The following is a 24,860-nucleotide window of genomic DNA, read 5'->3' as shown; positions in this document are numbered from 1 at the left end:
TCGTGCCACACTAGTAGCCATGCGGGGGCACCGTCAGCGAGCATGTGCGCCACTCCGCCCTGCTCCCAGCGACGCAGGACACCCGGCCGCCATATCGCCCTCAGTGATTATGCCGCGGCGTCTTGTCCGCCACGGCACGGTATTTCACCGCGAATTCCAGGACGGCGCCGTCGGCCAGCTGGCCGGTCTTTTCGCGGTAGAGTTCTTCCCAGGGGGTGTGGCTGGCGGGCACGGGCGGCGGGGCTTCGGCCTTGCGGCGGGCGATTTCGGCCGCGTCGACCTGCGCGTCGCAGGTGCCATCGTTGAGATCGATCCTGAGGATGTCGCCGGTGCGCAGCCAGGCCAGCCCGCCGCCAGCCGCGCTTTCCGGCGAGGCGTTGAGGATGGACGGGCTGTCCGACGTGCCGGACTGGCGGCCGTCGCCCAGCGTGGGCAGCGTCAGGATACCCTTGCGGATCAGCGCGTCGGGCGGCTGCATGTTGACCACCTCGGCCGAGCCCGGCCAGCCGATCGGGCCTGAGCCGCGGATGACGAGGATGCAATTTTCGTCGATATCGAGCGCCGGATCGTTGATGCGGTGGTGATAATCGTCCGATCCGTCGAACACGATCGCCCGCGCCTCGAACACGCCTTCCTGCCCCGGCCGGCTGAGGTAGCGCTGGCGGAAGGCATCGGAGATCACGCTGGTCTTCATGATCGCGAAATCGAACAGATTGCCCTTGAGCACGAGGAAGCCCGCGCGATCCATCAGCGGATCGGCGAAGGGGCGGATCACCTCCCGGTCCGAAGCCTCGCGGCCGGCCAGATTGTCGGCCACGCTGCGGCCGGTGACGGTGAGGCAATCGCCATCGAGGCGCCCGGCGCCCAGCAGCTCCCACATCACCGCCGGCACGCCGCCCGCACGGTGGAAACGTTCGCCGAGATATTTGCCGGCCGGCTGCATGTTGACGATCAGCGGCAGATCATAGGCCGCGCTCCAGTCGTCCGGGCCGATCTCGACGCCGGCATGCCGGGCCATCGCCTGGATGTGCGGCTGGGCATTGCTGGAGCCGCCGGCGGCGCTGACCACGGCAATGGCGTTGAGGAAGCTCCGGCGCGTCAGGATGCGCGACGGGCGCAGATCCTCATAGGCCATGTCGACGATGCGGCGCCCGGTTTCATAGGCGATCTGGCCGCGTTCGCGATAGGGCGCGGGGATCGCCGCGCAGCCGGTGAGCGACAGGCCCAGCGCCTCGGCCACCGCGTTCATCGTCGATGCCGTGCCCATGGTGTTGCAATGGCCGGCGGAGGGCGCGCTGTCGCACGCGCGGTTGAGGAATTCCTCCTCGTCGATCTCCCCGGCGGCAAGCTTGCGGCGGCTGCGCCAGATGACGGTGCCGGAGCCGACCAGCTCGCCTTCATGCCAGCCATCCAGCATCGGCCCGCCGGAAAGGACGATGGCGGGAATATCGACGGTGGAAGCCGCCATGATCCCCGAAGGCGTCGTCTTGTCGCAACCCGTGGTCAGCACCACGGCATCGATGGGATAGCCGTAAAGTATCTCAACCAACCCGAGATAAGCGAGGTTGCGATCGAGCGCGGCAGTGGGCCGGCGGCAATTTTCGAAGATCGGATGGACCGGGAATTCCATCGGAATCCCGCCGGCATCGCGAATCCCGTCCCGCACCCGGCGCGCGAGATCGAGGTGTATGCGGTTGCAGGGGGAGAGATCGCTGCCCGTCTGGGCGATGCCGATGATCGGCCGGCCGGAGCGCAGTTCCTCCGGCGTGATCCCGTAATTCATGAAACGTTCGAGATAGAGCGCCGTCATGTCCGATCGGGCGGGATCGGCGAACCAGTCGCGCGAGCGGAAGGGGCGAACGGGGGTGCGCGGCACGGAACCTCTCCTGCATGTCCGGCCGGCGGCAGCCTACTACCGCGCCCGGAACTCCTTTCTATGGTAGCGTTACCATGGGCCCCTTGGCCGTCAAGGCTTCACGCCATGCTGAACGTCGGTCGGCGGCGCGGCGCGGCATCGGACTGGCGGCGCACCAGCGTGAAATCCAGCAGCATGCGGCGGTGCTTCTCGCCTTCGCCGCCGCGCCGGCGCTTGATCTCGTCCACCAGCAATTCCACCGCCGCGCGCGACATGTCGGTGATGGGCTGGTGGATGGTGGTCAGTTCCGGCCAGATCGTCGTCGCCAGCGCGGTATCGTCGAACCCGCAGACGGTGAGGTCGCCCGGAACGTCCAGGCCGCGGCGGTGCGCCACCGCCACCGTGGCGGCCGCCATGTCGTCATTGCTGGCGAAGATCGCCGATGGCGGCTCGGCCAGTTCCAGCAGCCGCTCGGCCGCGTCCAGGCCCGATCGGTAGGTGAAGAGGCCCTGGGTGATCAGCTCGTCCGCAAGGGGCAGGCCCGCCGCCTCCAGCGCCGCGCGATAGCCTTCGAGGCGGCGGCCGCTGGCGGTCTGGTTGGGATTGCCGATGATGAAGCCGACGCGGCGATGGCCGAGCGACACGATATGGCGCGTCATCGCGAAAGCCGCCTCAAAATCGTCGATGCTGACGGCGGATACGTTATCGGCCACGCGGCCGGTGGCGACGGCGACGGCGGGCGTGCCGGCATCGGCGAGCACCTTCAGCACCGCCTGGGAATCGCAGAGCGGCGGCGGCAGGATGATGCCGTCTATCCCGCTGGCGACCAGCCGCTGGGCCACCTCCACCTCATGCCGGTCGAGATCGCATTTCTCGACCACGAGCTGCACGTTGCGGCGGCTGGCCTGATCGAGGCCGCCGACGAGGAATTCGCTGAGATAGGCGGAGGACGGGTTGCTGTAGAGCAGGCCGATGCGGATCTGGTCCGCGCCCGCCAGGCTGCGCGCCGCGGGATTGGGGGCATAGTTCAGCGCGGCGATCGCCGCGTTCACCGCCTCGCGGGTGGCCTCCCGCACGTTCTTTTCGCCGTTGATGACGCGCGACACCGTCATCGGCGACACGCCGGCCTCCCGCGCGACGTCCGCGATCGTGGGGGCGCCGCCCTGCCGTCGTGAAACCTTATTGGCCATCTGGTTCTCCCACCTGTTACGATTGCCTTACAGCAACCGGCGGGCCTGCCGCTACCGGCCAGGGAAAGAGGCGGCCGACATCGCTGCCGGCCGCCGAGGGTGGGGAAATCAGAAGGTTCCGCGCAGGCCGATCAGGAACTGGGTTCCCGGCTTGTACTGCGTGAAGGTGGCGTTTTCGAACTGGAAGTAGCTGCGCTGCTTCGCGTTGAAGATGTTCACCACGTCGAAGGTGAGCTGCGGACCGTGGTTGAGGCCGAACACCTTCTCCAGATCGACGCTCGAGGAGAAATCCCACTGCTGGTAGCTGTCGGAGAACAACGCCGCGGCCGAAATGCCGTTCTGGCCGCCCAGCGAGCTTTGCGAGCCCTTGTTGTAGGTGGTCGACAGGCGCGCCATGAAGCCGCCATTCTCGTAATAGGCCGTCAGGTTATAGGCATATTTGGCGACGCCCAGCGCCACCGCCGGCGCAGCACCCGTGCCCTTCTGGTCGATGATGGTGGCATTGGCGGTGAAGCCGAAGCCCTTCACGCCCAGATAGCGATCCAGCAGGAAATCGAGCGGCTGGACCCAGTTGAACTCCAGGCCGTTGACGGTCAGCGTGCCGGTGGCGTTCACCTGCTGCTGCACCACGACATCGGCCTGGCCCGGCCCGCCGCGGGCGTCGATCGCCTGCTGCTGCGAAGGCGTCAGCGTATCGTAGGTGATGCCGTAGGCCGCCAGATCGGTGAAGGCGACGGTGTTGAAGCCGGTCTGGGTGAAGCCCTTGATCGACTTGCGGAACGCCGCGAAGCTCACATAGCCGGCGCCGCCGGTATAATATTCGAAGCCCAGATCGATATTCTTCGAGATGAAGGGCTTCAGCGCCGGATTGCCGATCGTCGCCTGATCGGCGGACGGGGTGCTGAAGTTCACGCCCGGCAGCATCGCGTTCGGATCGGGCCGCGTCATCGTCTTGGAAAGCGAGACGCGGACCACCGCATTGTCCGCGACATTATAGGCCGCGCTCGCCGAAGGCAGCCAGTTGTCGTAGCTGTTCTGCGTCTCCACGAAATTGATGACGTTCGGGTAGAGCGAGCCGTCGGCCGGATTCGGCCCCGAAGGCGGCGCCGGCGGATTGCGCGGATCGGCAAGCGACACCTGGCCGCCGATCGTCTGATCGGTGTGGGCGTAGCGGATACCGATGTTGAAGCGCAGCGGGTTGCCGGCCACGTCGATGTCGCCGTTCACCTCGGCATAGGCGCCGGTCGTCTTCTCGCGGACATAGCCGCCGCTGGCGCCGGTATTGGCGGCACCGGCCTCGGGCGCATTGTCGTGGAAATAATCATAGTTGGAAGCGCCGGCGAACTTCTTCCAGTCCAGCGTCACGAAGCCGGGGCCGGGGCGCAGATAGGATGCGACCGCGCTGTTGGGGATCAGCGACCCCTGATAGACCAGCGGCGTGGTGATCCCGCTGGAATAGCCCGTGCCCAGCGCCGGATAGCTGGGATAGCCCGGCTGGCCCGGCGTGACGGAGGTCAGGCCCTCGCAGGCCGGCTGGCTGTTCGGCGAAAGCAGGAAGACATTGGGATTGCCGCCGCAAGCCGCATTCTGCCAGGCTTGGCTGTTGTCATAGGCACGGATGCGGCGCGACACATCGTCATAGGCGCCGCCGACCCGCAGGTTCAGGCGCGCATCCCCCCAGGTCAGGTTGCCGCGAATGCCCTTGGTCTTGGTCAGGCGGCGTTCGTCCTGCACGTTGACGCGGCTGCCGGGGAACCAGCCGAAATTGGCCGGATCGTTCAGGTCGACATTGGAGGCGATGCTGGGGATGCCGCCGTCATTGCTGTAATCGACGGTCAGGCCGGAATTCGCGGCCGTGCTCAGCACCACCGACGGCGATTCACGATGGAAGCGGCTTTCCGTCCAATTGCCCTGGAGGTCGACCTTGATGGTGTCGGTCGCCTGCCATTCGATGCCGGGATTGACGCCCCAGAATTTCGTGTCCTCGATGAAGGGACGATATTCCAGGAAGAATTGCGAATTGGCGAAGGTGCCGTCGGTGACGACGCAACCGCCGCCGCAATCGTCGCGATCGACCTGCATGTTGATCGGGATCGGCGCGCCGCTGCGGACGACCCAGTTCATGTCGATGCGCTGGAGGTTGTTCTTCTTCCGCCCATATAGCGAGTCGACATAGATATTGAGATCGTCGCTCGGCTTATATTGCAGGCCGAAGATCGCATTGTAGCGCTTCTTGGTGCCGAACGTCTCGGATGGGCGGCCAAGGCGCGGCAGCAGGGCGTTGTCGATCTGCTGGATGGTGAGGCCGGGATTGTGATCGAGCAGCCACTGCTTGTCGATCGTCTCGCCGGCCGTCAGGCCGTTGCCGGCATTGCTGGGCACCGTGCCGGGGATCGACCAGTTGCCGCCGCCGGTATTGTTGCAGCCCGTGGCGGCACCGCATTGCGCGGCCGACAGATTGGCATTCGTCCAGCCGATCGTCTCGAAGCCCTTGGTGTTCACCTTGTTGCGCACGCCGGTGACGCCGGCGATCACGCCGAAATCGCCGAAGGTGGTGCTGGCGAGCAGCGAGCCGCGCTGGCCCCAGCCGTCCGCCGCGCTGTTCTTGGTGCCCTGCAGCGAATAGGCGATCCGCGTGCCCGGCTTGTCGAACGGCCGCGCGCTGCGCATGTCGACGGTGCCGGCGGCGCCGCCTTCGACCTGCTCGGCCGTGGGCGTCTTGCTGACGGTGAGCTGGGTGAACAGCTCCGTCGGGAACATGTCCAGATCGACTTCGCGGTTGGTGTTCTGCGAATCCATGCGGCCGCTCGATGCCACCGCCACCGGCGCGCCGTTCAGCAGCACCTTGGTGAAATTGGTGCCGAGGCCGCGGATCGCGACGTTCAGGCCCTCGCCGGAAGTGTCGCGGACGATGGTGATGCCGGGGATGCGGTTGAAGGATTCGGCGATGTTCGTATCCGGGAACTTGCCGATATCTTCGGCGAAGACGGAATCGGTGAAGCCGATGGCGTCGCGCTTGGCGTTGGTCGAGCTCAGAAGGCTGGCGCGATAGCCGGTGACGATGATGTCCTCGTTGGACACGTTGGCGGCCGTGGCCGGCGAAGCATCCTGCGCGAAAGCGGGAACGCAATGCCCCGCCAGGATCGTCGCGCCCAGCAGGGCCAGCCGACGCACGGCAAAGCGAGTCTGTGATTCGGTAGACATGTCACTCCCCTCTCCCAACCGCGGCCGGCCTCACATGGGCTGATCCGCGGGGCGCCACACCCCTGTTTGGTAGCGCTCACATTTCACAACCTACGTCCATTTCTCCGGACGTGTCAATCGGTCTTTCCGCGAATAATTCCGTGCTATTTCAAAGTATGTTAGCGCTCAATTTCCTGGCGCGTAAGGAAAACGCAGCGCCTTGTAATAGTCCAGATCATGCGCCGGCGGCGGCGATCCCGCCGGCAGCGGCCGCCGGGCGAAGGTGGCGAAATAGGCGATCGAGGCATCGCGCCACCACTGCGCCTCCCGCGCCTGCACCGCCAGGAAGCGCATCACGTCGGCGTGGCGATCGGCATCCACATAAGGTGCTAGCGTCGCCCAGCGCGCCCGCATCGCCGCCACCTCGGCAACGCCGCGATCATAACGGGTAACAAGCTCGTCCCACAAAATGCGGCCCGATGCCATGCGGTGATCCCAGCGCACATGGTGGAACCACAGCAGATCGCGTTCCGGCACGGTGCGGATATCGCCGAACTGCCGCGCCACCGGCGGCGCATATTGGGCGACGGCGTTGCTGCCCGTCTTCGTCCGGTCGAAGCCGATCCCCTGGGCATCGGCCCTGTGATAATAGACCGGGTTCCAGTCAGGCCGCTCGAGATCGTCGACCCAGGGGCCGGGGCCGTAGTGATGGCCGGTCGCCATCAGGTGGTGCAGGCCCAGCGGCGTCATATAATCGACCACCGCCTCGCGCGAACGCATCATCATGTCGACCACCGGCGCGACGAAGGCGGGATCGGTGGAGAAGGTCATCCCCGCCCAGTCCGCCGCGATCCTTCTGGCCGAGGCCTCCGGGTCCCAGGCGAGCCGGCCGAAGGCATACCAATTGGCCTGATCGAACTGCGATCCCGTCCAGTCGCGATCGACGCCGATATTGGCGACGCCGGCCATGCCGGTCCGCGCATGGCCTTCCAGCGATCCATCGATCACGCGGGCGACGGTCGATCCCTTGCCTTTGGCGAAGGTGTCGCTCGCCAGCGTCTCCTCGAACAGCGCGCCGAGATAGACGAGGTGGGTGGCGAAGCCGAGATATTCCTTGGTGATCTGGAATTCCATCATCAGCGGCGTCTTGGGCATCGCGCCGAACAGCGGATGGAAGGGTTCGCGCGGCTGGAAATCGATCGCACCGTTCTTCACCTGCACGATCACATTGTCGGCGAACCTGCCGTCCAGCGGCTTGAACTCGTCATAGGCCTGCTTGGCGCGATCGTCGGGATTTTCATGCGCATAGACGAAGGCGCGCCACATCACGATGCCGCCATGGGGCTTCACCGCCGCCGCCAGCATGTTGGCGCCATCGGCGTGGCTGCGCTGATAGTCCTGCGGCCCCGGCTGGCCTTCCGAATTGGCCTTCACCAGGAAGCCGCCAAAATCGGGGATGGCGGCATAGATCTCGTCCGCCTTGGCCTTCCACCATGCGGCGACGGCGGGATCGAGCGGATCGGCCGTCTTGAGCCCGCCAATCTCGATCGGCGCCGACCAGCGCGCGGAAAGATAGACGCGGATGCCATAGGGGCGGAAAATGTCCGCCAGCTTCGCCGCCTTGGCGATATAAGGCGCGGTCAGGCTGTCCGCCTTGGCGTTGACGTTGTTGAGGACGGTGCCGTTGATCCCGATCGACGCATTGGCGCGGGCATAATCGACATAACGGGGATTGGTGATGTCCGGCAGCTTCCACCAGTCCCAGATCGACTGGCCGGCATAGCCGCGCTCCACCGAGCGATCGAGATTGTCCCAATGGTTGAGCAGGCGCAGCTCCACCTTGGGCACCGAACGGATGTCGATCCGATCGATCGGATCGCCGGTCTGGACGAGGCGGAGCAGATGGAAGGCGCCGTAGAGCACGCCGACGCCGCTGTTGGCGGCGATCACCGTCGCCGGCTTGCCGTCCACGCGGACGCTGCGGATCAGATAGCCTTCCCGGCCAAGCGTCGAAAGGGGCAGGCCGAGCGCGGCGATCCGCCTGTCCCCGCCGGTGCCGAGCAGGATCGCGCCGGGCGCGATGGCGTCGGCCGATGCCGGCACGTCGGCGCGCAGCAGGCCGGTAAGGCCGCGATGCAGCTCGGCTGCGGCGATGCGGATCGAGGGATCGTCCTGCGGGGCGGCGATCGCCGTCGCCAACGGCCGGTAGCGCGCCTGCGCCGAATCGGCGAGCGGGCGATAGCGCAGCCAGAGGTCATAGCCGTCCTCGGCCATGGCCGGCCCGCTTGCCAGCAGCGCCACCACCGCCAGAATCAGCGCGCGGCAGGCGCCGAACACCCCTTTCCTCATCCCTTCTCCCTTTCCACGGCGCCACGTTTTGAAATGGTCGCGGCTGCCGTCCGCCATTGACAAGCTTTGCGGGACTATATCATGGTAGCGCTATCAATCAATAAAGCGGCGCGCCAATGTCGTCGCAGGCGGCATAGCCGCGACAGGAGAGGAGACGAAATGCGTTCCAGCGCCCGCCTTGCCATGCTTGCCTGCGCTTCCGCGATCACCGCGATCGGAACGCCCCTCGTCGCGCCCGTGATCGCCGCCGCGCAGCAGGCGCCGGCCCGGCCTATCTACAAGGATGCGTCCCAGCCCGTCGAGGCCCGCGTCGAGGATCTGCTCAAGCGGATGACGCTGGAGGAGAAGGTCGCCCAGATCATCACCGTCTGGGAAGGCAAGACCGCCGTCTTCGACGACCAGCTCCAGCTCGATCCGAAGAAGCTGCCCGCCGTCTGGCCGGACGGCATCGGCCAGTTCGCCCGCCCGTCCGACGCGCGCGGCGCCGTCTCGCCGCGCGTCGTGCCCGGCCGCGACGTCCGGCAGACGATCGCGCTGGTCAACGCGCTCCAGCGCTGGGCGACGACGCAGACCCGGCTCGGCATCCCGATCCTGTTCCATGAGGAAGGGCTGCACGGCTATGCCGCCGTCGGCGCCACCAGCTTCCCGCAGGCGATGGCGCTCGCCTCCACCTGGGACCCCGGTCTGATCCGCCAGATCAACGGCGTGATCGCGGGCGAGATTCGCGCGCGCGGCGTGCATCTGGCGCTTTCCCCGGTGGTGGACGTGGCGCGCGATCCGCGCTGGGGCCGGATCGAGGAGACGTTCGGCGAGGACCCCTATCTGGTCGGCGAAATGGGCGTCGCCGCCGTGCAGGGCCTCCAGGGCGACACGAGCGCCGATCGCCTGCTGCCGGCCGGCCATGTCTTCGCGACGCTCAAGCACCTCACCGGCCATGGCCAGCCCGAAAGCGGCACCAACGTCGGCCCGGCGCCGATATCGGTGCGGGAGCTGCGCGAGAATTTCTTCCCCCCGTTCGAACAGGTGGTCCGCCGCACCGGGATCGAGGCGGTGATGGCGTCCTATAACGAGATCGACGGCGTGCCCTCCCACGCCAACCGCTGGTTGCTGCAGGACGTGCTGCGCGGCGAATGGGGCTTCAAGGGCGCGATCGTCAGTGATTATTCGGCGGTCGACCAGCTGATGAGCCTGCATCATGTCTCGCCCGATCTGGAAGGCGCGGCGATCCGCGCGCTCGATGCCGGCGTCGATTCCGACCTGCCCGAGGGCCTTTCCTACAAGACGCTGGTGAAGGCCGTGCGCGAGGGCCGGGTGGACGAGGCCAGGGTCGACGTTGCGGTGCGCCGCATGCTGGACCTGAAGTTCCGCGCGGGCCTGTTCGAAAACCCCTATGCCGACGTGCGGCAGGCGCTGGCGATCACCAACAACGATGCCGCCCGCGCGCTTGCGCTGAAGACCGCGCAGCAGGCGATCACGCTGCTCAAGAACGACGGCACCCTGCCGCTGTCGCTGGCGGCGAAGCCCACCATCGCCGTGATCGGCCCCAATGCCGACGTCGCGCGGCTGGGCGGCTATTACGGCCAGCCGCCGCACAGCGTCTCGATCCTCGAAGGCATCAGGAATCGGGCGGGCAACCGCGCCAATATCCTGTTCGCGCCGGGCGTGAAGATCACCGAGAATGACGATTGGTGGGCGGACGAGGTGAAGCTCGCCGATCCCGCCGCCAACCGCCGGATGATCGCCGAGGCGGTCGAGGTGGCGAAGAAGGCGGACCGGATCGTGCTCGCCATCGGCGATACCGAGCAGACCAGCCGCGAGGCCTGGGCCGACAACCATATCGGCGACCGCCCGAGCCTGGACCTGGTGGGCGAGCAGCAGGCGCTGTTCGATGCGCTGAAGGCGCTGGGCAAGCCGATCACCGTCATCCTCATCAACGGCCGCCCCGCCTCGACCGTGACGATCGCGGAGCAGGCCAACGCGCTGATCGAAGGCTGGTATCTGGGCGAACAGGGCGGCAATGCCGTGGCGGACGTGCTGTTCGGCACGGTCAATCCGGGCGGCAAGCTGCCCGTCACCATCCCGCGCAATGTCGGCCAGCTGCCGATGTTCTACAATCATAAGCCCAGCGCCCATCGCGGCTATCTGTTCGATACCACGGCCCCGCTTTTCCCGTTCGGCTGGGGGCTGAGCTACACCAGTTTCGATATCGGCCAGCCGCGCCTTTCGGCGGGCACCATCCGGCCGGACGGCGATGTCGACGTGCTGGTCGACGTCGCCAATACCGGCAGCCGCGCCGGCGACGAGACCGTGCAGGTCTATGTCCGCGACAAGGTAAGCTCGGTCACGCGGCCGGTGAAGGAGCTCAAGGGCTTCCAGCGCGTCACCCTCCAGCCCGGCGAGCGGCGCACCGTGAAGATCAGGCTGACGCCCGCCAGTTTCCAGATGTGGAACGACCGGATGGAGCGCGTGGTCGAACCGGGCGAGTTCGACATCATGGCCGGCCCTAATTCGGTCGACTTGAAGACCGTCACCCTGACGGTGAAGCCGTGAGCATCGGCATCGCCCGCCGGCAGGCGCTCGGCTGGCTGGCATCGGGATCGGTGCTGGCGGCGAGCGCGGCATCCTCCTCCGCCGCCTTCGCGCGCGGGGCGGGCCGCCCGCTCTACAAGGATGCGACGCAGCCGGCCGAGGCGCGCGTCCGCGATCTCCTGTCCCGCATGACGCTGGAGGAGAAGGTCGCCCAGATGATCGCGCTCTGGGCGACGAAGAAGGACGTGATGGTGGAAGGCGGGCTGGATTTCGATCCCGCCCGGGCATCGCGCGCCTATCCGGCCAGCTTCGGCCAGATCACCCGCCCGTCCGACCGGCGCGGCGGTCCGGCCGTCGCCGATGTCGCGGGCGGCACCGGCGCGCGCTGGCGGACGCCCGAGGACACGGTGAAGTTCGTCAACGCCGTCCAGCGCTGGGCGACGACCCAGACCCGGCTCGGCATCCCCGTGCTGTTCCACGAGGAATCGCTCCACGGCTATATGGCGACGGATGCCACCATGTTCCCGCAGGCGATCGCGCTGGCCGGCAGCTTCGACCGCGATCTGATGCGGGACGTGCAAGGCGTGATCGCCCGCGAGGTGCGCGCGCGCGGCGTCCACCTGGCGCTTTCGCCCGTCGTCGATATCGCCCGCGATCCGCGCTGGGGCCGGATCGAGGAAACGTTCGGCGAGGATCCCTATCTCTGCGGGGAGATGGGCGTCGCCGCCGTGCAGGGCCTTCAGGGCGAGGGCGATGTGCTGAAGCCCGGCAAGGTCTTCGCCACGCTGAAGCACATGACCGGCCACGGCCAGCCGCAGAGCGGCACCAATGTCGGCCCCGCGCCGATATCGGAACGCGAGCTGCGGGAGAATTTCTTCCCGCCCTTCCGCGCGGTCGTCGGCCGCACCGGGATCGAGGCGGTGATGCCGTCCTATAACGAGATAGACGGCGTGCCGTCCCACGCCAACCGCTGGTTGCTGCAGGATGTGCTGCGCGGCGAATGGAAGTTCGGCGGCATCGTCGTGAGCGACTATACCGCCATCGACGAGCTGGCGACGATCCACCATGTCGCCCCGGACGTGCGCGCCGCCGGCGTGATCGCGGTCAATGCCGGGGTGGACAGCGAGCTGCCGGACGGGGCGACCTTCCGCCACCTCGTCGATGCCGTCCGCGCCGGCGAGGTTTCCGAGGCGCGGATCGACGAGGCTTGCGCGCGGATGCTGAGCCTGAAGTTCCGCGCCGGCCTGTTCGAAAATCCCTATGCCGATTTCGCCGCCGCCGATCGCATCACCGGCAATGCGGAGGCCCGCGCGCTCGCGCTCGAGGCCGCGCGCAAATCGCTGTGCCTGCTCAGCAACGACGGCACCCTGCCGCTGAAGCCGGGCGCGCATCCGACCGTGGCGGTGATCGGCCCCAATGCCGCCATCGCCCGGCTGGGCGGCTATTCCAGCACCCCGCGCCAGGCGGTGAGCCTGCTGGACGGGGTGCGCGCGAAGCTGGCCGGCAAGGCGGAGGTGGTCCACGCCCAGGGCGTGTTCATCACCCGCAGCGAGGATCGATCGGCCGACGAGGTGCTGCTCGCCGATCCGGCGGAGAACCACCGCCTGATCGCCGAGGCGGTCGCCATCGCCCGCAAGGCCGACGTCATCCTGCTCGCGATCGGCGATACCGAGCAGACCAGCCGCGAGGGCTTTGCGAAAAACCATCTCGGCGATCGCACCAGCGTGGATCTGGTGGGCGAGCAGAATGCGCTGTTCGATGCGCTCCACGCGCTGGGCAAGCCGATCGTCGTCGTCGCCATCAACGGCCGCCCGCCAAGCTGGCCCGGCGTCGCCGCCAAAGCCAATGCCGTGCTGCTCTGCTGGTATCCGGGGCAGGAGGGCGGCACCGCCATGGCCGACGCGCTGTTCGGCGATGTCAATCCCGGCGCCAAGCTGCCCGTTTCCGTGGTGCGCGACGCGGGCCAGATTCCGCTTTTCTACAACCGCAAGCCATCGTCGCGGCGGGGCTATCTGTTCGAGGATGCGGCCCCGCTTTTCCCCTTCGGTCACGGGCTCAGCTACACCCGCTTCGATATCGGCGCTCCCCGCCTTTCGGCGGCGCGGATCGGCGTGGACGGCAGCGTCACCGTGGAGGTCGACGTGCGCAACATCGGCGATCGCGCGGGCGACGAGGTGGTGCAGATCTATGTCCGCGATCAGCTATCGTCGGTCACGCGCCCGCTCAAGGAACTGAAGCAGTTCGCCCGCGTCACGCTGGCCCCCGGCGAGGCGCGCACGCTTCGCTTCACGCTGGGCCGGTATGCCTTCGCGCTGTGGAACGAGGCGATGGAGGAGGTGGTCGAGCCCGGCCGCTTCGACATCATGGCCGGCCCCGACAGCGAACATCTGAAAACCGCGATCCTCGAGATCGCCTGACAGGACAGGACAGCCATGCCGAGGATCACCGCTGCGCGAGTTATCGTGACGAGCCCTGGTCGCAATTTCGTGACGCTGAAGATCGAGACGGAGGCGGGGATATATGGACTGGGCGATGCGACCCTGAACGGGCGCGAGCTGGCGGTGGCCTCCTACCTCGCCGATCATGTCGCGCCCTGCCTGATCGGGCGGGATGCGCACCGGATCGAGGATATCTGGCAGTTCCTCTACAAGGGCGCCTATTGGCGGCGCGGGCCGGTGACGATGTCGGCGATCGCGGCGGTCGATACCGCGCTGTGGGACATCAAGGGCAAGATCGCCGGGCTTCCGGTCTACCAGCTGCTCGGCGGCGCGAGCCGCGAGGGCGTGATGGTCTATGGCCACGCCAACGGCAGGACGATCGAGGAGACGATCGACAATGCGCTCCATTACCAGGAGCAGGGCTATAAGGCGATCCGCCTGCAATCGGGGGTGCCGGGGCTGGCCTCCACCTATGGCGTGTCGAAGGACCGTTATTTCTACGAGCCCGCCGATGCCGACCTGCCGACCGAGAATGTCTGGTCGAGCGAGAAATATCTCCGTTCGGTGCCGCCGCTGTTCGAGGCCGCGCGCGAGGCGCTGGGCTGGGACGTGCATCTCCTCCACGACATCCACCACCGGCTGACGCCGATCGAGGCGGGCCGGCTGGGCAAGGACCTGGAGCCTTATCGCCCCTTCTGGCTGGAGGATGCGACCCCGGCCGAGAACCAGGCGAACTTCCGCCTGATCCGCCAGCACACCACGACGCCGCTGGCGGTGGGCGAGGTGTTCAATTCGATCTGGGATGCCAAGCAGCTGATCGAGGAGCAGCTGATCGACTATATCCGCGCCACCGTGGTCCATGCCGGCGGGCTCACCCATCTCAGGCGGATCGCGAGCTTCGCGGACCTGCACAATGTCCGCACCGGCTGCCATGGCGCGACCGATCTGTCGCCGGTGTGCATGGCGGCGGCGCTGCATTTCGGACTGTCGGTGCCGAATTTCGGCATCCAGGAATATATGCGCCACACCGCCGAGACCGATGCCGTCTTCCCCCATGCCTACGGCTTTGCGGACGGCCTGATGCATCCCGGCGACCAGCCGGGCCTGGGCGTGGACATCGACGAGGAGCTGGCCGCCAGATACGAATATAAGCGCGCCTACCTCCCCGTGAACCGCCTCCAGGACGGCACCATGACCAACTGGTGATCGCGGTGGACAAATCCCTCATTCCGCCGCCCCCCAAGGGCAAGGTGCGCTGGATCATCTGCGCGCTGCTCTTCGCGGCGGTGGTGCTCAGCTATGTCGACCGCCTCGTCCTTTCGGTGCTGAAGCCCACGCTGCAGCAGGAATATGGCTGGTCCGAAAGCGGCTATGGCGACGTGGTCTTCTGGTTCCAGGCCGCCTACGGCATCGGCTTCCTCTTCTTCGGGCGGCTGATCGACCGGGTCGGCGCCAAGCTGGGCTATCTGCTGGCGATGGCGGTATGGACGGCGGGCCATATGGCGCACGCCCTCGTCACCACCACCACCGGCTTCGCGCTTGCCCGCATCCCGCTGGCGCTGGGGGAATCCGGCACCTATCCCGCCGCGCTCGCCGCCGCCGCCGAATGGTTCCCCAAGCGGGAGCGCGCGCTGGCCATCGGCATCTTCAACGCCGGCGCCAATGTCGGCGCGATCGTGACGCCGCTGATCGTGCCGCTCATCACGCTGGCGATGGGCTGGCAATCGGCCTTCATCATCACCGGCCTGTTCAACCTCATCTGGATCGGCGCCTGGATCGCCTTCTACCGCCGCCCGCGCGAGCATCCGAGCATCACGCGGGAGGAGATCGCCTATATCGAGGCGGAGCCGTTCGAGACCGAGGGCAAGGCCAGCTTCCGCCAGGTGCTCGCCTGCCGGCAGGCCTGGGCCTATATGGCCGGCCGCTTCCTGATCGATCCGATCTGGTGGACCTTCCTGTTCTGGCTGCCGGATTTCTTCTCCAAGCGCTACGCCGTCGATCTCAAGGGCTTCGGCCCCCCGCTGATCGCGATCTACATCATCGCCGATGTCGGCTCGATCCTGGGCGGCTGGTATTCGTCGCGGCTGCTGGGGCGCGGCATCAGCGCCAATCGCGCCCGCAAGACGGCGATGCTCGCCTGCGCGCTCGTCGTCACCCCCGTCACCTTCGCCATGTATGCGCCGTCGATCTGGATCGCCGTGGCGCTGATCGGGCTGGCCTGCGCGGGCCATCAGGGCTTTTCCAGCAATCTCTTCTCGATGCCGGCCGATCTGTTCCCGCGCTGGGCCGCGGGCACCGTCGTCGGCCTCGGCGGCTTCGCCGGGGCGGCCGGCGGCATGCTGATGTCGAAATATGCCGGCTATGTGCTGGAGACGGTCGGCACCTACACGCCGATCTTCATCGTTTCGGGATCGGCCTATCTGGTGGCGCTGCTGGTGGTCCACCTGATCAATCCGCATTATGCCCCTGCCACCAAGCTTTCCGCCCGACAGGCCTGACATGACCCATCCGCTGCGCCTCCACCCCGACCGCCTCTTCCCCGCCGACGAACGCAGCCGCGCCATCGCCCGCGCGCTCTATGCCGGCGTGAAGGACCTGCCGATCGTCAGCCCGCACGGCCATACCGATCCGGTCTGGTTCGCCTACGACCAGCCCTTCGCCAATCCGGCGGAGCTGCTGATCGTGCCCGATCATTATGTGTTCCGCATGCTCTACAGCCAGGGCGTGGGGCTGGAGGCGCTGGGCGTGCCCACGGCGGACGGCAGCGCCACCGAGACCGATCCGCGCGCGATCTGGCGGCTGTTCGCCAGCCATTACCACCTGTTCCGCGGCACGCCTTCGCGGCTGTGGCTGGACTGGGTGTTCGCCGAGATATTCGGCATCGACATCCGGCTGGAGGCCGCCACCGCCGATCATTATTACGATGTGATCGCGGCCGCGCTTCCCACCCCCGCCTTCCGCCCGCGCGCCCTGTTCGACCGGTTCGGGATCGAGCTGATCGCCACCACCGAAAGCCCGCTCGATCCGCTGGAGCATCATCGCGCGATCCGCGAAAGCGGCTGGCATGGCCGCGTCGTCACCGCCTACCGCCCCGATCCGGTGATGGACCCGGAGCATCCGGGCTTTGCCGGCAACCTGATCCGCTTCGGCGAGGTGGCCGGCGAGGATATCTCCACCTTCGCCGGCTATCTGCGCGCGCACGAGAACCGGCGCGCCTTCTTCCGCGCGGCGGGCGCCACCTCCACCGATCACGGCCATCCGAGCGCCCGCACGGCGGACCTGCCGCGCGCCGAGATCGAGGCGCTCTATGCCCGCGTGCGTTCCGGCCCGGTGACGGCGGCCGAGGCGGAGCTGTTCCGCGCCCACATGCTCACCGAAATGGCGCGGATGAGCGTGGCGGACGGCATGGTCATGCAGATCCATCCCGGCGTCCACCGCAGCCACAATCCGGCGCTGCTCGGCCGGTTCGGGCGCGACAAGGGCGCCGATATCCCGGTGCCCACCGGCTATGTCGAGGCGCTGAAGCCGCTGCTGGACCGGTTCGGCAACGAACGCGATCTCACCATCATCCTCTTCACGCTGGACGAGACCGCCTATGCGCGCGAGCTGGCGCCGCTCGCCGGCCATTATCCGGCGCTGCGGCTCGGCCCGCCCTGGTGGTTCCACGACAGCCCCGAAGGCATGCGCCGCTTCCGCGAGCAGGTGACGGAGACGGCCGGCTTCTACAACACGGTCGGCTTCAACGACGATACCCGCGCCTTCCTTTCCATTCCGGCGCGGCACGATGTCGCGCGGCGGATGGACTGCGGCTTCCTCGCCCGGCTGGTGGCGGAGCATCGGCTGGAGGAGGATGAGGCGCACGAGCTGGCCCGCGCCCTCACCTATGATCTGGTGAAGAAGGCCTACAGGCTGTGACGCGCCTGTCCGCGACGACCATCGACCTGCTTCCCCCCGGCATCGCGCGGCCGGCTTATGATCGCGGGGCGATCGCCACCGGCGTCGTCCATATCGGCATCGGCGCCTTCCACCGCGCGCACCAGGCCGCGCTGTTCGATGCGGCGCTGGCCGCTGGCGATCTTCGCTGGGGGATCATCGGCGCGTCGCTGCGATCGCCTGCCGTGCACGACCAGATGGCGCCGCAGGACGGCCTCTACTCGCTCGTCGTCCGCGATGGCGCGGCGGAGGACGTGCGGGTGATCGGCGCGATCCGGGAGGTGCTGGTGGCGCCGCGCGATCCCGCCGCGCTGGTGGCGGCGATGTCCGCGCCGGGCGTCCACATCGTCACGCTTACCGTGACCGAGAAGGGCTATAAGCTCGATCCCGCGACCGGCGCGCTGCTGGCCGGTGATGACGATGTCGCGGCCGATCTGCGCGATCTTGCCGCGCCGCGCACCGCCCCCGGCTTCATCGTCGCCGCCCTCGCCCGCCGCCGCGCGGCCGGCCTCGCGCCCTTCACCGCCATTTCCTGCGACAATCTGCCGCACAACGGCTCCCGCCTGCGGGCCGCCGTGCTGGCGATTGCTGCGCAGCATGACGCAGGCCTTGCCGACTGGATCGCGCAGCATGGCGCCTTCCCGGAAACCATGGTCGACCGCATCGTGCCGGCCACGCGGGACGAGGATATCGCAGCTCTCGCCGCCCGCACCGGGCTGGAGGACCAGGCGATGGTGAAGACCGAGCCTTTCTCCCAATGGGTGATCGAGGATCGGTTCGCCGGCGAACGGCCCGATTTCGAGCGGTTCGGCGCCCAGATCACCCGATCGGTGGCGCCATGGGAGGACGCGAAGCTGCGGCTGCTGAACGGCGCGCATTCGGGCATCGCCTATCTGGGCGGGCTGGCCGGCGTGGATTTCGTCCACCAGTTCGTCGGCCTTGCCGAAGGGCGTGGCTTCGTCAAGGCGCTGTGGGACGAGGCGGCCGCCACGCTATCCCCGCCGCCGGGCCTCGATATCCCGGCCTATCGCGCCGCGCTGATGGCGCGTTTCGCCAACAGTTCGCTGCAGCATCGCACGCGGCAGATCGCCATGGACGGATCGCAGAAGCTACCGCAACGGCTGCTCGCCCCGATCGCGGCGCGGCTCGATCGCGGCCTGCCCGTGGAGGCGCTCGCATTGGCCGTGGCCGCATGGATGCGCTGGCAGGACGGGCGCGACGACAGCGGCGCCATCTTCACCGTCGACGATCCGCTGGCGGCGGTGACGGCGGCGAGGCTCGCCGGTGCCGCATCCCCGGCCGATCGGGTGGCGGCGCTGCTCGCGATCGAGGCGATCTTTCCGCCCCGGCTCGCGGGCGATGCCGGCTTCCGCGCCACGCTGACCCGCCATCTCGCCTTGCTCGGCGAGGCGGGATCGCGCGCGGCGATCGCCTCCCTGCTTTCCAAGGAAAGGCCGTGACCGCATGAAGCGCTTCCTGACCGGGCTGGCCCTCGCTCTCGCCATCGCCGCCTCCCCCGCGATCTCGAAGGAAGCACGCTGGGTGGGAAGCTGGGCCGCGTCGCAACAGATACCCGAGCCGCGCAACGCACTCGACCCCGCCGATCTGCGCGATGCGACGCTGCGGCAGATCGTCCGCCTCTCGGCCGGCGGCAAGACCATCCGCGTCCGCCTCTCCAACGCCTTCGGCACGGCGCCGCTGCGTTTCTCCCGCGTCCATGTCGCCCCCGGCCGGCCCGGATCGCCGCGGATCGATGCCGCGCGCGGCCGCATCGTCACCTTCGCCGGCCGGCAGGATGTGATCGTCCCGGCGGGCGCAAGCTGGCTCTCCGATCCCATCGATCTTGCCGTGCCGCCGCTCGGCAGCGTCGCGATCAGCTTCCACCTGCCCGATCCGCCCGCGCAGCAGACCGGCCATCCCGGATCGCGCACCACCAGCTACCTCGTCCATGGCGACCAGGTGGACGCGGCGGAGCTGCCGGATGCCAAAACGGTCGACCGCTGGTATCAGATCGCCGGTATCGACGTGGCCGCCGGAAAGGGATCGGCCGCCATCGTCACCCTCGGCGATTCGATCACCGACGGGGCCGGATCGACCACCAATGCCAACGATCGCTGGCCGGATATCCTGGCGCAGCGCCTCCAGGCGTCACAGACCACGCGCCATCTCTCGGTGCTGAACCACGGCATCGGCGGCAACCGGCTGCTGATCGACGGGCTCGGCCCCAACGCGCTGGCGCGCTTCGATCGTGATGTCCTCGCCCAGCCCGGCGTGCGCTATCTGGTCCTGCTCGAAGGCGTGAACGATCTCGGCGGGCTGACGCGCGAGGCGCCGGCCACGCCCGCCCAGCGCGCCGATCTCGTCCACCGCATCACCGCCACCTATGCGCAGATCGTCGCCCGCGCGCGGGCGGCGGGCGTGAAGGCGATCGGCGCCACGATCCTGCCTTATGGCGGATCGGAATATTATCATCCCGATGCCGGCGCCGAGGCCGATCGCCAGGCGATCAACGCCTGGATCCGAACGCCCGGCAATTTCGATGCCGTGGTGGATTTCGACGCCGCGACCCGCGATCCCGCCCGGCCCGATCGCCTGCGCGCCGATTATGATTCGGGCGACGGCCTGCACCCCTCGCCGGCGGGCTATCGCGCCATGGCCGATGCCGTGCCGCTGGGCCTGTTCGGCAGATGACGATCGCGGCCGCGCTGCTGCTGGCGGCCACCGCACCGCGACCGCCCGGCCCGGAAATCGCGATCACCTTCGATGATCTTCCCGTCCACCAGCCCTTGCCGGCCGGGGAAACCCCGCTCGCCGTCGCCGATCGCATCCTGGCCGCGCTGAAGGCGGCGCGCGTGCCTGCCGTCCATGGCTTCGTCAACGGCGCCGCCACGGCAGGCGATCCGGCGATGGAGAAGGTGCTCGCCGCCTGGCGCGCCGCCGGATATCCGCTCGGCAACCATGGCTGGTCGCATGCCCGCCTCGATTCCCTCGACGACGCCGCTGTCGCCACGGAAATCGAGCGCAACGAGCCGCTTCTGGAACGATGGGGTGTGAAGCCAGGGCGCCGCTGGTTCCGCTTCCCTTATCTGGCGGAAGGCGGAACGCCCGCGCACCGCGCCGCCATCCGCCGCCTGTTGGCCACCCGCGGCTATCGCATCGCCGCCGTGACGATGAGCTTCGGCGATTATCGCTGGAACGCGCCTTATGCCCGCTGCCTCGCCAGAGGCGACAAGGCCGCGATCGACACGCTTGAGCACAGCTTCCTCGCCGCCGCCGATGCCGCGATCATCCGCAGCCGATCGATGGCGAAGTCGCTCTACGGCCGCGACATACCCTATGTGCTGCTGATGCACGCGGGCGCGTTCGACGCGCATATGCTGCCGCGCCTGCTCGCGCTCTATGCGGCGCGGAATGTCCGCTTCGTGCCGCTCGACCGGGCGGAACGCGATCCGGCCTATGCCAGCGACGTCGATCCCCGCCTGCCGGCGCGCGCCGCCAGCCTCGAAGGCCGGATGACGGGGCAGGGCCTCGCTCCCCCCGTCCATGACGATCCGGGGGAAGGGATCGAAAAGCTCTGCCTCTGACGCCGTTTCGGCCGGCTCAGCGCCCGGCCATCGCCGCGCGCATGCCGTCTAGGCAGGATCGCACGCCCGCGCCGCGCCCCGAACGCTGCAGCGTATCGCCCAGATCGGCCGCCAGCCGGCCCAGCGGCTCCATGCCGTTCGCCCGCGCCACTTCGGCAATCGCATCCGCGCGGCGGCGCAGCTCGCCCACGGATAGCAGCCGCATGTCGCGGTCGATCTGGGCGATGCGCGCCTTCAACTCGTCTTCGACACCGGCCATGGCCGCTGATTCGATTCGGCGTAACGAAGCCATGATTCTTCCTCCTGCCGGCCATCATGTCGGTTCAGGATTAGCGTTGGATTAAGCGAAACGGCGCGCCGTGGGGCTTTGACGCCCTTCGGCTTGACTTTCGGCTCCGCCTGCCGCATTGGCCCTGCCGATGGAATCAGGCGGCGGTGACGTCGCCTTATTTTTTCGTGCCACCCGGCACGCAGCAGCAGAATTCGAAGGATCAAAGGGTCATGGCCAAGCCGACCACCGTCAAGATCAAGCTCGTCAGCACGGCCGACACCGGCTTCTTCTACGTGACCAAGAAGAATCCGCGCACCCAGACCGAGAAGCTGAGCTTCCGCAAGTATGACCCGGTCAAGCGGGCGCACGTGGAATTCAAGGAAGCCAAGATCAAGTAAGCCGGCGGGCGGGGTCACCCCGCCTTGCGCTTGCGGATCGTTCGATGCCCGGCCATGCCCCGATCGCGGATCGGGCGCGTGGGCCGGGCTTCGGTCGTCTGGCCCGCGTCGATCGTCCGCCGGTCCTCAGACCAGTGCCTCCACCGCCTCCACGAAGCGGATCACCGAAATCGGCTTGGAGACATAGGCTTCCGCCCCGGCGGCGCGGATGCGATCCTCGTCGCCCTTGCCGGCATAGGCGGTCACCGCCATGATCGGAATGGTCCGCAGCCCATCATCCGCCTTCAGCTGCTCGATCAGCTCGATCCCGCTGACATGGGGGAGCTGGATGTCCATGATGATGAGGTCCGGGCCGAAGCTGCGCGCCACGTCCACGGCCTCGCGCCCGTCCCGCACCGGCTCCGCCACATAATCATGCGCGCGCAGCAGATCGCAGAACAGCTTGAGGTTGAGTTCGTTGTCCTCGACAACGAGCACTTTCTTGGACACAGGCCGCCCCACCACGCTACACCCGCGGACGATTGTAAACTATGCCGGGACCGGAAACAAATCATGACCGCGCCGCGATCGCCCTCAACGCGCTCGCCTGGACGCTTGGCGAGCCGGACCGGGCCGATCGCTTCCTGGCGCTCACCGGCATCGGCCCGGATGAGCTGCGCCGCCGCATCCACGATCGGGCGCTGCTCGCCGCCGTCCTGGCCTTCCTCGAAGGGCATGAGCCGGATCTGATCGCTTGCGCCGCCGCCCTTGATATCCCACCCCAGGCGTTGATCGCCGCCCGCATGGAAATGGAAGCATGAACCGTCCCCTGCTCGTCACCGATTGCGATGAAGTGCTGCTGCACATGGCCTCCCATTTCGGCGCCTGGCTCGACGAGGCGCACGGCATCGATTTCGCGCTAGACCGGCACGATACCTTCAACGCCATGACCCGGCGCGCCGACGGCTCGACCGTTCCCGCGGAGGAGGCGTGGCCCCTGCTCGACGCCTTCTTCCAGACGGAGATGCACCGGCAGACGCCCGTGCCGCATGCGATCGAGGCGCTGGGCGAGATCGCCGAGCATGCCGACATCGTCGTCCTCACCAATATCGGCGAACATTGCCGCCCGCATCGCATGGCCCATCTGGAATCGCTCGGCATCCGCCATCGCGTGCTCTGCAACAGCGGCGGCAAGGGCCGGCCGGTCGCCCGCCTGATCGAGGAACTGCGCCCCGGCGCCACGGTGTTCGTGGACGATCTTGCCGTCCATCACGAATCGGTCGCGAAGCACGCGCCGGACGTATGGCGCCTCCACCTCGTCGCCGAACCCCGCATGGCGCCCCATATCCCGGCCGCCCCGCACGCCCATGCCCGCATCGACGACTGGGTGTCCGCCAAGGCCTGGGTGCTGGATCGGCTGGCGGCCCGGGCCGCCGCCTGAGGCCGCGCGAGGCGGCGGCGGAAGCGGGGGGGCGCCCGTGCGGACCGGCCTCCGCCTTCTCCTCCTCACCGCGCTGCTCGCCTTCGGCGGCTGCGCGGGCTTCGTCCGGCAGAATCTCTACAAGCCCCGCACGGATATCGTCGCGATCGCCGACTGGACGAAATCGCCGCCGGCGGAAGTCCGCGCCACCACCGCCGACGGCATCGCCCTCCAGGGCTTCCACTGGGCGGGAAAGCCGGGCAGCCATGACGTCATCATCTTCTTCCACGGCCGCCGGGCGCATCAGGGCGTGGGCGCCAAATATGCCCAATATCTCGCGGGCAAGGGGCCGGCCGTCCTCGTTGCCTCCTATCGCGGCTTCGCGGGCAATTCGGGCTCACCCTCACGCGAAGGGCTGCTGAGGGACGGCGCGGCCTTCATCGCGCTCGCCCGGCAACTCCACAGCGCGGACGCCCGCATCTTCCTGGTCGGCCATTCGCTCGGCGGCGCGGTCGCGCTCGAACTGGCCACCCGCGCGCCGGTAGCCGGTGTCGTCCTGATCGAGCCCTTCGCCGCGCTGGGCGAGGTCGCGCCCGATTATGCCCGCCCTTTCCTGGTCGATCGCTGGGACAATCGCGAAGCCATCGCCGCCGTCGCCCCGCCGGTGGTGATCTTCCACGGCACGGCGGACGATGTCGCCCCCCTGCCCCAGGCGCAAAGCCTGCTGGCCGCCGCCTGCAACCGCGCGCTCCTCGTCACCATGCCGGGCGCCACCCACAAGCCGAACATGCCCGTCCTCGGCCCCGCCATCGCCGACACGATCCGCCTCATCGCCGAAGACCGCCTCGCCGCCCTTCCGGCCACCCTCCCCGAAGGCTGGCGCCTCACCGATCATCCCCCCGCCCGGACCCCAGCCTGCCTCACCCGGCACGGGGGGCGATAGATTGCGAAAGATCGGTCAAACGCCCAGCCATTGCAGGCCGCCCGGCAAGTCCGCGGCGGCATAGTCGACCTGCAGCACCCGCCGCCGGCCGGGGTGCGTCGCCGCGTCCGACGCATGCAATATGGGAGTCGAATAGAGCCAGACGTCACCGGCATCCGCCAGGCAGGCGCGAATGCCGCAGGCTTTCACCACTCCCGCGATATCGGCTTCCAGCAGCTTGCCCAACCGGTGCGATCCCGGCGCGACCAAAAGCGGCGCATTGGTTTCCGGCACGTCGTCCAGATGGACGCGCAAGGTGACCATCCCGGCCAGCAACGATGGCGGCGGCGCCACATGATGCATGCCCCGCTTCACGGTCCAGGGGCCGAAGCCGGGCACGTCACGGCGTTCGGCGACGCAGATCGTCCGATCCTGATGCCATCCCAGCGCCCAGTTCATGGCCGGAGACTTGTCGAAAAGAATGGCCCTCACCGGGCGGCTGGCGCGGCCCAGATGGCCGGCCGCAACCGAACCGATCGATCCGCCGGCGGACAGGAAGGGCGAAAGCGCCGCGATACCGTTCAGGCGCAGCCCCGCATGGTCCGCAGGCAGCCGGCCAAGAACAGCGCGAAGTGCCGCCAGATCGCCGCGCGCCGCTTCGGGGAATAACTGCGCACCGTCTCGCTCCAGGCGCATGTCCGCGCTGCCATCGACAAGCAAAGCCATTGCCCCTTGGTAGAAGGGACATAGGCCGGGGCGCAATGCCGACGGATCGAATCCGCGCCAACCCGCTGGCTCCGCGCCCTTTC

At 68.0% G+C, this 24,860-nt stretch carries 19 protein-coding genes; 12 read left to right on the top strand and 7 right to left on the bottom strand.

The window, feature by feature from the left end:
• Positions 1-100 precede the first annotated feature (100 nt).
• The 4 genes from xylD to G432_RS12220 form a co-directional block, all read right to left on the bottom strand.
• The gene (gene xylD, locus G432_RS12235) at positions 101-1,810 is read right to left on the bottom strand and encodes a xylonate dehydratase XylD (protein ID WP_269078708.1); all 1,710 of its coding nucleotides are present in this window, start codon (positions 1,808-1,810) and stop codon (positions 101-103) included.
• Positions 1,811-1,974: 164 nt separating this feature from the next.
• Positions 1,975-3,045: a LacI family DNA-binding transcriptional regulator gene (locus tag G432_RS12230; protein WP_015459143.1), complete on the bottom strand. Its 1,071-nt coding sequence runs from the start codon at positions 3,043-3,045 to the stop codon at positions 1,975-1,977.
• 108 nt (positions 3,046-3,153) lie between these two features.
• Complete coding sequence (locus tag G432_RS12225; RefSeq protein ID WP_041864898.1) at positions 3,154-6,249, bottom strand: TonB-dependent receptor; 3,096 nt, start codon at positions 6,247-6,249, stop codon at positions 3,154-3,156.
• A gap of 165 nt (positions 6,250-6,414) precedes the next feature.
• A complete protein-coding gene (locus G432_RS12220; RefSeq protein WP_015459141.1) occupies positions 6,415-8,565 on the bottom strand; it encodes an alpha-glucuronidase family glycosyl hydrolase in 2,151 nt (716 codons plus the stop codon).
• A gap of 171 nt (positions 8,566-8,736) precedes the next feature.
• Here G432_RS12220 and G432_RS12215 point away from each other — a divergent pair, with 171 nt between their 5' ends.
• Genes G432_RS12215 through G432_RS12180 form a run of 8 tightly spaced genes read left to right on the top strand, consistent with a single transcriptional unit; the run spans position 8,737 to position 21,061 of the window.
• Positions 8,737-11,127 carry a glycoside hydrolase family 3 N-terminal domain-containing protein gene (locus tag G432_RS12215; RefSeq protein ID WP_015459140.1) on the top strand — a complete coding sequence of 797 codons (2,391 nt, stop codon included), beginning with the start codon at positions 8,737-8,739 and terminating at the stop codon, positions 11,125-11,127.
• A complete protein-coding gene (locus G432_RS12210) occupies positions 11,124-13,523 on the top strand; it encodes a glycoside hydrolase family 3 N-terminal domain-containing protein (protein WP_015459139.1) in 2,400 nt (799 codons plus the stop codon). The genes G432_RS12215 and G432_RS12210 overlap by 4 nt, the downstream gene beginning before the upstream one ends.
• Positions 13,524-13,538: 15 nt before the next feature.
• Positions 13,539-14,750, top strand: coding sequence for a D-mannonate dehydratase ManD (manD, locus tag G432_RS12205; protein ID WP_015459138.1), 1,212 nt, complete (start codon positions 13,539-13,541; stop codon positions 14,748-14,750).
• Positions 14,747-16,042, top strand: a complete 1,296-nt coding sequence (locus tag G432_RS12200; RefSeq protein WP_015459137.1) for an MFS transporter — start codon at positions 14,747-14,749, stop codon at positions 16,040-16,042. The genes manD and G432_RS12200 overlap by 4 nt, the downstream gene beginning before the upstream one ends.
• A 1-nt stretch (position 16,043) precedes the next feature.
• Positions 16,044-17,459 (top strand): glucuronate isomerase, encoded by a 1,416-nt coding sequence (uxaC, locus tag G432_RS12195; protein WP_015459136.1) that lies wholly within the window; start codon positions 16,044-16,046, stop codon positions 17,457-17,459.
• A complete protein-coding gene (locus G432_RS12190; RefSeq protein ID WP_015459135.1) occupies positions 17,456-18,937 on the top strand; it encodes a mannitol dehydrogenase family protein in 1,482 nt (493 codons plus the stop codon). Before uxaC ends, G432_RS12190 begins: the two co-directional genes overlap by 4 nt.
• Positions 18,938-18,941: 4 nt before the next feature.
• Entirely contained in the window at positions 18,942-20,168 is a 1,227-nt protein-coding gene (locus tag G432_RS12185) for an SGNH/GDSL hydrolase family protein (protein WP_015459134.1), read from the top strand.
• Positions 20,165-21,061 (top strand): polysaccharide deacetylase family protein, encoded by an 897-nt coding sequence (locus G432_RS12180; protein WP_015459133.1) that lies wholly within the window; start codon positions 20,165-20,167, stop codon positions 21,059-21,061. The genes G432_RS12185 and G432_RS12180 overlap by 4 nt, the downstream gene beginning before the upstream one ends.
• 16 nt (positions 21,062-21,077) lie before the next feature.
• Here G432_RS12180 and G432_RS12175 read toward each other — a convergent pair whose 3' ends face one another.
• On the bottom strand, positions 21,078-21,320 hold the full coding sequence (locus G432_RS12175) for a hypothetical protein (protein ID WP_015459132.1): 243 nt from the start codon (positions 21,318-21,320) through the stop codon (positions 21,078-21,080).
• Positions 21,321-21,562: 242 nt separating this feature from the next.
• On the opposite strand from G432_RS12175, the gene rpmG reads away from it, so the two are divergent.
• Positions 21,563-21,730: a 50S ribosomal protein L33 gene (rpmG, locus tag G432_RS12170; protein WP_015459131.1), complete on the top strand. Its 168-nt coding sequence runs from the start codon at positions 21,563-21,565 to the stop codon at positions 21,728-21,730.
• Between the two features lie 126 nt (positions 21,731-21,856).
• Here rpmG and G432_RS12165 read toward each other — a convergent pair whose 3' ends face one another.
• On the bottom strand, positions 21,857-22,219 hold the full coding sequence (locus G432_RS12165; RefSeq protein WP_015459130.1) for a response regulator: 363 nt from the start codon (positions 22,217-22,219) through the stop codon (positions 21,857-21,859).
• A gap of 41 nt (positions 22,220-22,260) precedes the next feature.
• On the opposite strand from G432_RS12165, the gene G432_RS12160 reads away from it, so the two are divergent.
• The 3 genes from G432_RS12160 to G432_RS12150 are packed head-to-tail and all read left to right on the top strand — an operon-like array spanning position 22,261 to position 24,072.
• Entirely contained in the window at positions 22,261-22,530 is a 270-nt protein-coding gene (locus G432_RS12160; RefSeq protein WP_015459129.1) for a DUF3572 family protein, read from the top strand.
• Complete coding sequence (locus tag G432_RS12155) at positions 22,527-23,150, top strand: hypothetical protein (protein ID WP_015459128.1); 624 nt, start codon at positions 22,527-22,529, stop codon at positions 23,148-23,150. The genes G432_RS12160 and G432_RS12155 overlap by 4 nt, the downstream gene beginning before the upstream one ends.
• Before the next feature lie 37 nt (positions 23,151-23,187).
• On the top strand, positions 23,188-24,072 hold the full coding sequence (locus G432_RS12150; RefSeq protein WP_015459127.1) for an alpha/beta hydrolase: 885 nt from the start codon (positions 23,188-23,190) through the stop codon (positions 24,070-24,072).
• Between the two features lie 15 nt (positions 24,073-24,087).
• Here G432_RS12150 and G432_RS12145 read toward each other — a convergent pair whose 3' ends face one another.
• Entirely contained in the window at positions 24,088-24,777 is a 690-nt protein-coding gene (locus G432_RS12145) for a phytanoyl-CoA dioxygenase family protein (RefSeq protein WP_051128730.1), read from the bottom strand.
• Between the last annotated feature and the right edge of the window lie 83 nt (positions 24,778-24,860).

The organism is Sphingomonas sp. MM-1, from assembly GCF_000347675.2.
Taxonomy (GTDB): domain Bacteria; phylum Pseudomonadota; class Alphaproteobacteria; order Sphingomonadales; family Sphingomonadaceae; genus Sphingomonas_E; species Sphingomonas_E fennica.
Note: the sequence above shows the minus strand (reverse complement) of the source record. Positions and strands in the feature narration are given on the sequence as shown.

Coding starts and splice junctions, on each gene's coding strand:
- G432_RS12175 (WP_015459132.1), bottom strand. CDS start 21,320: ATGGCCGGTGTCGAAGACGAGTTGAAGGCGCGCATCGCCCAGATCGAC.
- G432_RS12230 (WP_015459143.1), bottom strand. CDS start 3,045: ATGGCCAATAAGGTTTCACGACGGCAGGGCGGCGCCCCCACGATCGCG.
- G432_RS12215 (WP_015459140.1), top strand. CDS start 8,737: ATGCGTTCCAGCGCCCGCCTTGCCATGCTTGCCTGCGCTTCCGCGATC.
- G432_RS12155 (WP_015459128.1), top strand. CDS start 22,527: ATGAACCGTCCCCTGCTCGTCACCGATTGCGATGAAGTGCTGCTGCAC.
- G432_RS12225 (WP_041864898.1), bottom strand. CDS start 6,249: ATGTCTACCGAATCACAGACTCGCTTTGCCGTGCGTCGGCTGGCCCTG.
- G432_RS12185 (WP_015459134.1), top strand. CDS start 18,942: ATGAAGCGCTTCCTGACCGGGCTGGCCCTCGCTCTCGCCATCGCCGCC.
- rpmG (WP_015459131.1), top strand. CDS start 21,563: ATGGCCAAGCCGACCACCGTCAAGATCAAGCTCGTCAGCACGGCCGAC.
- G432_RS12145 (WP_051128730.1), bottom strand. CDS start 24,777: ATGGCTTTGCTTGTCGATGGCAGCGCGGACATGCGCCTGGAGCGAGAC.
- G432_RS12160 (WP_015459129.1), top strand. CDS start 22,261: ATGCCGGGACCGGAAACAAATCATGACCGCGCCGCGATCGCCCTCAAC.
- G432_RS12180 (WP_015459133.1), top strand. CDS start 20,165: ATGACGATCGCGGCCGCGCTGCTGCTGGCGGCCACCGCACCGCGACCG.
- manD (WP_015459138.1), top strand. CDS start 13,539: ATGCCGAGGATCACCGCTGCGCGAGTTATCGTGACGAGCCCTGGTCGC.
- uxaC (WP_015459136.1), top strand. CDS start 16,044: ATGACCCATCCGCTGCGCCTCCACCCCGACCGCCTCTTCCCCGCCGAC.
- xylD (WP_269078708.1), bottom strand. CDS start 1,810: ATGACGGCGCTCTATCTCGAACGTTTCATGAATTACGGGATCACGCCG.